The 7,084-nt window shown below is 40.2% G+C and carries 4 protein-coding genes; all 4 read right to left on the minus strand.

Annotation, left to right across the window (positions count from 1 at the left end; all coding sequences use genetic code 11):
* Positions 1 to 1,091 (minus strand): FAD-binding domain-containing protein (locus H5072_RS08055; protein WP_182693205.1); only part of this gene is annotated, 1,091 nt, incomplete at its 3' end.
* Positions 1,092 to 1,536: 445 nt separating this feature from the next.
* Entirely contained in the window at positions 1,537 to 2,529 is a 993-nt protein-coding gene (locus tag H5072_RS08060; protein WP_182693206.1) for a carbohydrate kinase, read from the minus strand.
* 63 nt (positions 2,530 to 2,592) lie between these two features.
* The gene (locus H5072_RS08065; protein WP_182693207.1) at positions 2,593 to 5,163 is read right to left on the minus strand and encodes a TonB-dependent receptor; all 2,571 of its coding nucleotides are present in this window, start codon (positions 5,161 to 5,163) and stop codon (positions 2,593 to 2,595) included.
* Positions 5,164 to 5,365: 202 nt separating this feature from the next.
* Positions 5,366 to 6,922: a SulP family inorganic anion transporter gene (locus H5072_RS08070; protein WP_024596640.1), complete on the minus strand. Its 1,557-nt coding sequence runs from the start codon at positions 6,920 to 6,922 to the stop codon at positions 5,366 to 5,368.
* Between the last annotated feature and the right edge of the window lie 162 nt (positions 6,923 to 7,084).

Genomic DNA, 7,084 nt, shown 5'->3' on the forward strand with positions numbered 1-7,084 from the left:
AGCGGAAAGCTTGCTTGCTGCCAACTTATATTTAAATGATGCGTTACAAAGCTTACAAGCATGGCGCGCATTCTAAAGTTTATATAACCGGTGGCTTTTAAGCAGCGCATGCAAGCGTCAATAATTGGAATACCTGTTTGACCTTGCGCCCAGCGTTCAATATCGTTTTTCACACGTTCATCATCACGATACGGAAATACGTGATAACCCGGATTAAGAGCTAAAAACTCCATAGAGCACTCGCTTTCAAACTTTTGCATAAAGTGGCAGTGCCAATGCAAGCGCGATACAAACGCTGCTAGTGGGCGTTTCCAACCTCTTTTGTCAGGGTGTTTTGAATGATATTCATCAATGGTCATTTGATACACTTGCCTAAGGCTAATGTTCCCCCATGCTAGATAGGGCGAAAGCCGAGAGCAGTGGGTTTGGCTTAAACTTGGGCTCGATATTCCCTTTTGATAACCTTTACCGCGCTCGGCAAAAAAACTCTGCATTACAGTTCGCGCATGCAGTGGGCCACCTTGTTGAAAGCTGTCGTGATCTTGAGTGTAAGCGCTTGGCAACTCAGGCGCTTGATAGTTATTAAGGGTAATTGTTTTTATACTCTTCCAATTAGGAACAGCAATAGGTGCTTGCATTGTTTGCTGCCAGCGTTCGTTCCAATTATTACGATTTTTTTTGCCGCGAATTACCGCGCCTGTTTGCGACTCTTGCCAATTAATGTGGTTATGCTGGCACCATGCTTTTATTGCCTTATCGCGCTCAAAGGTGTTGTTTAAGCCTATTTCTTGATGGCTAAAAATATTAACTATTTCCAACTGCGTCTTTATCGACTCAAGTAAATCGTTCATATTTAAATTAAATATATAAACACAGGCGTTAAAACGCGCTAGCTGATTATTTAACTCAACTATCGATTGATACACAAAGCGCCAGTGCCGCTCATTGTAGTGTGCATCTTCGAGCAGTAATGGCTCAAAGTTATAAAGTAACAGGGTCGGTAAGCCATTACTAAATGCATTTTTTAATGGTTGATGATCGCTAAGACGTAAATCACGTTTAAACCACACGATGTTTATTTTTTCTTTCATACTGGCAATATTAAAACCGTGGCATTATAAATAATAGGACAAAACCAATACGTATTAAATGTAGAAGAAGACTAGTGTAAAAACGATTTTGATATAGGCAACTCATGTTAAGGTGATACTAAAATGAGTCGCCAATAAAAGAAGTATTATAAATAGGGAGAATTACCGTGATAGTTAAGCAATTTTGGCACTTGCAGTCATGTGAGAGTACACCTATTAAAGCTTCACCAATTGCAACTACTTCCATTATCTTTTCCTAAAACTTGCGGGGGTATCGCTTTGTATGACGATACCCTCAGTTAGGGTAAAATTAAAAACGCTTACCAATAGTAAAGCTAAAGACACGAGATATGACAACGCGCGCATTAAATATAATTGATTGATCTGCTACCGTTTCACCTGAGTGAAACTTCCCTCTGATAAGTTTCCTGAGTTATTTAGGTTTTTAACATCGACACGAAGATTTAAGGGTACTCGCCGAGATATCATGGTATGTAGGTAGGGCATCAAAGGCTCCAAACGTTGCTACTGTTTTGGCTCCGCATTTAGTAGCAAAGTCTATAGCCTTTGAAACGTTAGTAAAGTTATTTGCCCAGTCAGTAAATTCTGTTTTATTACTCACTAGCGAAGATATTTGATATAAAAAACCACCTACAAACGCATCGCCTGCAGCTGTGGTATCCACAACATATGCCTTAGGGCAAGGATAAGTACCACTAAATGAGCTAGATGAAAAAGTAATAGGCTCGCCACCATCGGTCATTAAAACTAAAGCTACGCCACTATCTACCCAACTTCTAATAGTGGTATCAATATGCTCTATTCCATAAAGCGAGATCAGCTCATCTTTACTCGCTTTAATAACATCAACTGTTTTAGCAACATCCTCAATAACAGATTTAGCTGTGAGTGGTTCATCCCAGAAGGCTGAACGAAAGTTAATGTCAAAGCATGTAACCGAGCCTGATTCTTTAAAGTGTTTTAGCGCATGTAAGGTTGTATTTAATACTAAAGGTTTTGCAAAAGAGCCTGAACAAAAACTCACAATTTTAGGTGTTGAAAATAAAGAGGGCTCTAAATCGGTTATTTGTAAATCGTAATGTGCAGCATCTTTATCATAAAATTCAAATGTACGTTCACCGTTTTCATCCAACGATACGAACGCGAGTGCCGTCTTCCCTTTTTTTGAAAAGCCAACATAAGATGTGTTTACATTATACATTTTGAGTGCATTTATTAAAAAGCGACCAAATTTATCATTGCCTACTTTACCAAGCAAATGACTTGAACCACCAAGCTTTGCTACGGCTACAGCAACATTAGCGGGTGCGCCTCCGGCAAACTGTGTGAAGTCTAGTTCGCTATTTGATGCCTTATTGTGCATGCAGTCATGTGAGAGTATATCTATTAAAGCTTCACCAATTGCAACTACTTCCATTATATTTTCCTAAAAATTGCGAGGGTATCGCTTTGCATGACGATACCCTAGATTAGAGTAAAATTAAAAACGCTTACCAATAGTAAGGCTAAAGGTACGAGGTAAGACAACGCGCGCATTAAATGTAGTTGCTTGACCTGCTACCGTTTCACCTGCGCGAGGATCCCCCTCTGATAAGCCTTCTGAGTTATTTAGGTTTTTAACATCGGCACGAAGGTAATAACCGTCTTCGTTTTCAAGGGATAAACCAAGGTTTAACATGCCATACATAGGCAGTTCTGCTGTGTTGGCGTCGTCGGCATAACGTTTACCGCTCCAAGAGTAGCTACCATGAATAGCTGCCATACCCCACGAAAAATCTTCAAACTGATAGCTACTAGTTAATTGGCCAAAGTGCTTAGGCACACGTACAGGTAAGTTGCCGTTTATATCAATAGAGGCAGAGCTTCCATTAGCATCCAAGTATTGCGCCGCTGGTGTGTTTACAAATTCGGGTGATTGGTACGTTGCAGATACACCAATGCGCCAGTCTTGGGTGATTTGCAGGTTAAATTCGGCTTCTACACCTAAGGTTTCTGTGTTTCTAAAGGCTTGACGTTGCACTACTTGACCATTTTCAACAGTAGGTACATTAAAGAATAAATCATCCGCAGCGGCGAAGTAACCGGTTACAAATGCTGCGACATCACCTTCGTTATATTTAATGCCCACCTCGGCCATTACCGTTGAAGCTGGTTGTGTTTCACGTCTCTCAGAGTTATTAAATTGATTAATTTCCTCTTGACTAGTTAGGTTGGTAATCGCCATGTATTTATCTACATCAGGCATACGAAAACCATCTGCATATCGAGTGAATACCGCTAAGTCGTCGTTAAATTTGTAGTTAGCTGCAATTGTCCATGCCATTTCGTTGTATTCAACATCAAAGTTTCGGTAAGTCCCATCACCAAAGGGCAGGGTAATATTCCCATTGACGGTATCAGTATCGCTGGCAAAACTGTCAATTGTGTAATTAGCTTGGTTTTGCGCTTCCCCATCTGCTTTGAGGGTTTCGTACCTTAGGCCCAGATTAAACGACACATCTTCAAGCTCGTATTCAAAGTCAGCAAAGGGCGCAAGGGTATTTTCACTATAAACAATATCGGCAAAACCATGTGATCCAGCCTGAATACCTTTGTAAGTACCGCTGGCAATGTCAAGACCTTGTGCATCTGTAAATACAACATCTAAGCGCTGCGGCAGGGGCTCTACTGATTGCAGTGTATTAATTCGATAGTCGGTAACATGGCCATTAATATTAGAGAAGAATAAGCCAAAATTAGCATAAAGAGTCCCTTCGCCTATATCATCAAAGGTGTAGTTGAATTTTGTTTCGTTCTGAAAGTTATCGCCTTCAAAACGTCTATGCCAAAAGCCTGCGTTTATTCCGTATCCATTGGTGTTGTAGGTATTTACGTTGCTTGAATCAGCCAATACAAAGCCGTTTCCTGCATCGCGTATATCGTAACTTAGGTTACCATCAACCATGGCACCTGCAAGGACATCAGTATTTGCAGCATATATAGCTTGTGCTTTACTAGCTAACGATTCGGCGTTACCTACGTTAATGATGCCGGTAAAGGTTGTTAGCATATCGGTATAACGCATTTGATTTGAAAAGACTAAGTTTTCGTTGATTTCAATTTCGGTTGTATTGCCAAAGTAGGTCACATTAGCGTAGTTACCATCTGCAATATCCAAATCAATGTCGCCGCTTGGGGTGTTATTAAGAGTTAATAAACGCGCACCTGCTGAGTTACCGGTGGTGCCATCTCTGATATCCATCCCGCCTGGGATTGTTTTAGCATTGGTGGTTGAGCCAATTAATGGCTGAGGAATAAAAAAGAATGATCTATCGTTTTGTTTATTAAACTCAAAGCGGGTAAAGCCGCTGCCATCTTTAAAAAAGTGCTTAATATTACCATTAAGCTCACCACCTTGGTTAGCTGTATACCCCGGATCGCGTGCGGAGTCATCCTTGCGATACCAAGCGCCAACAGCATAGGTTGTCTGATCGTCTATTGATCCGCTAACCCAACCTTGTCCACCTAGGCGGTTGTTGCTGTTGGTTTCAAAAAACACATCACCTTGGGTATCATCGGAGCCTTCACGAGAAATAAAATTAATAAACCCAGCTGGCGCGCTACCAACAAAAATTGACGAGGCACCACCACGAATAGCTTCAACGCTGCCAACAAAATTAGACAAACGGGTAAAGCGATCATTTTGAGTAAATAAAATATCTTGATTATAAAACACGGTCATACCATCACGAAGTAGTGCTGTAAACTCTGTTTGCGTTGATAACGGAAAGCCTCGTGGGGCTACGTTGTTACCGGTTTCTCCACCGGTGTCTTCGGCATGAAAACCAGGAATACTTCGCACTAATTCAGCAACACTGTGCGGAGCCAATTGCTCTAACTTTGCTTCGTTAAAGGTAGTTATTGCATTAGTTGATTCGATTTTCTCTTTTGGCCGAGATGTTCCCGTTACAATGATGCGCTCAAACCCTAAATCACTTTTTGCTACTTGTTGCTCTTGTGACAAGACGCTAGGGGATATGGATAGACCTACAGCGACTGCAATTAGAGTCATTTTTGTTATTTTTATTATTTTTACCTATGTAGGGCTAATTTTCACAAAATTAGGTAGTCTTATTATATAGATTTATGAGTTTGCATAGCACTACAGCTTGCCTTGCTTTTTAAGAGTCTTACCGCAAACAAATAGTCGAGACACTAAAAAAGCGAAAGGTTATCCGCCTTCCGCTTTTTAAATATCAATAGCCTTGTGTAAATTAAGCTAGTTTATCTGATGCTACTTTGTAGGTTGGATCTTCAATCACATTCACTTCAACTAAATCTCGTGCTTTATGAAGCAACTGCGTACAGTCTTTACTTAAGTGACGTAAATGAAGTTGTTTACCTGCTTTTGTGTATTTGTCAGCAAGTGTATCAATTGCTTCTATTGCACTGTGGTCAGATACGCGGCTGTGTTTAAATTCAACAATCACATTTTTAGGATCATTTTTCACATCGAATAACTCAGAAAAGTTTTTAACAGAGCCAAAGAATAACGGACCATGTAGTTCATACACCTTAGCGCCTTCCTGATCAATGTAGTTAGTTGTATATATCTGCTTCGCATGCTGCCAAGCAAATACTAGAGCCGATACAATAACACCCACACATACAGCAATCGCTAAATCAGTAATAACCGTCACGCCCGACACAAGAACAATTACAAATGCATCAGATAATGGTACGCGCTTCATCATTTTAAAGCTTGCCCATTCAAATGTACCAAGTACTACCATAAACATAACACCAACAAGTGCAGCTAATGGGATCATTTCAATTAAGCTAGAGGCAAAAATAATAAAACCAAGTAGCATAAGTGCAGCGCTTATACCTGATAAACGAGAGCGACCACCTGAATTTATATTGATCATTGATTGACCAATCATTGCACAACCACCCATTGCACCAAACATACCGCAGGTAATATTTGCAGCACCTTGACCAATACATTCTTTATTACTATGACCACGGGTTTCTGTAATCTCATCAATTAAGCTAAGCGTTAATAATGATTCAATTAAACCAATAGCCGCTAAAATAAGTGCATAAGGAAAAATAATTTGTAGCGTTTCGAAAGTAAACGGCACCATAGGAATATGAAATTCAGGCAAGCCGCCAGCGATTGTTGCAGCTTCGTCTCCAGTCATTCCTTTTAAGAAATCTAATACTGTATGCGCTTCTAAATCAAATCCAATCACTAATCCAGTTACAGTTACAATAGCAACTAGAGATGAAGGCACTGCTGTAGTCAATTTTGGCAAAAAGTGGATTATTGCCATGGTTAATGCAACTAAGCCAAGCATGATAAATAATGGATTACCTGTCATCCATTCTTGTCCGCCCATACCATCTGGCACTTTAAACTGCCCTAGCTGAGCTAAAAATATAACAATTGCTAACCCGTTTACAAAACCAAGCATTACCGGATGAGGAACCATACGGATAAACTTACCGAGCTTAAATACACCCGCGAGAATTTGCAGTATTCCCATCAGCAACACAGTTGCAAATAGATACTCAACACCGTGATCAAGCACTAAACTTACCATAACAACAGCTAGTGCACCGGTTGCACCTGAAATCATACCAGGGCGACCACCAAAAATAGCCGTAATTAAACCAACGATAAACGCGGCATATAGACCAACCAAAGGTTCTACATTTGCAACAAAGGCAAACGCAACTGCTTCTGGGACTAAGGCTAACGCCACAGTTAATCCAGATAGAATATCGTTTTTAGCAGAGCTAGGCGCCCTACTGAGTAAGTTAAACATTGAGGTCCTCAAATGGTGTAATGGGTATCAAAAAAAGCGCTAAATTCTACCAAATTAGCGCTCAGTTAACAATTATCATTATGTGGTTAAGCTAAACTAAAAATGGTTTAGCTTTTAAAAGAAGTGCTTTTACAAAGGAAGAGATGTACTACGTTTTACACA

It is taken from the genome of Pseudoalteromonas sp. SR45-5 (assembly GCF_014163565.1).
Lineage (GTDB): Bacteria > Pseudomonadota > Gammaproteobacteria > Enterobacterales > Alteromonadaceae > Pseudoalteromonas > Pseudoalteromonas distincta.

What these genes read in the sequence shown, in the direction of transcription:
- H5072_RS08060 (WP_182693206.1), bottom strand. Translation starts at nt 2,529, where the DNA reads ATGGAAGTAGTTGCAATTGGTGAAGCTTTAATAGATATACTCTCACAT.
- H5072_RS08065 (WP_182693207.1), bottom strand. Translation starts at nt 5,163, where the DNA reads ATGACTCTAATTGCAGTCGCTGTAGGTCTATCCATATCCCCTAGCGTC.
- H5072_RS08070 (WP_024596640.1), bottom strand. Translation starts at nt 6,922, where the DNA reads ATGTTTAACTTACTCAGTAGGGCGCCTAGCTCTGCTAAAAACGATATT.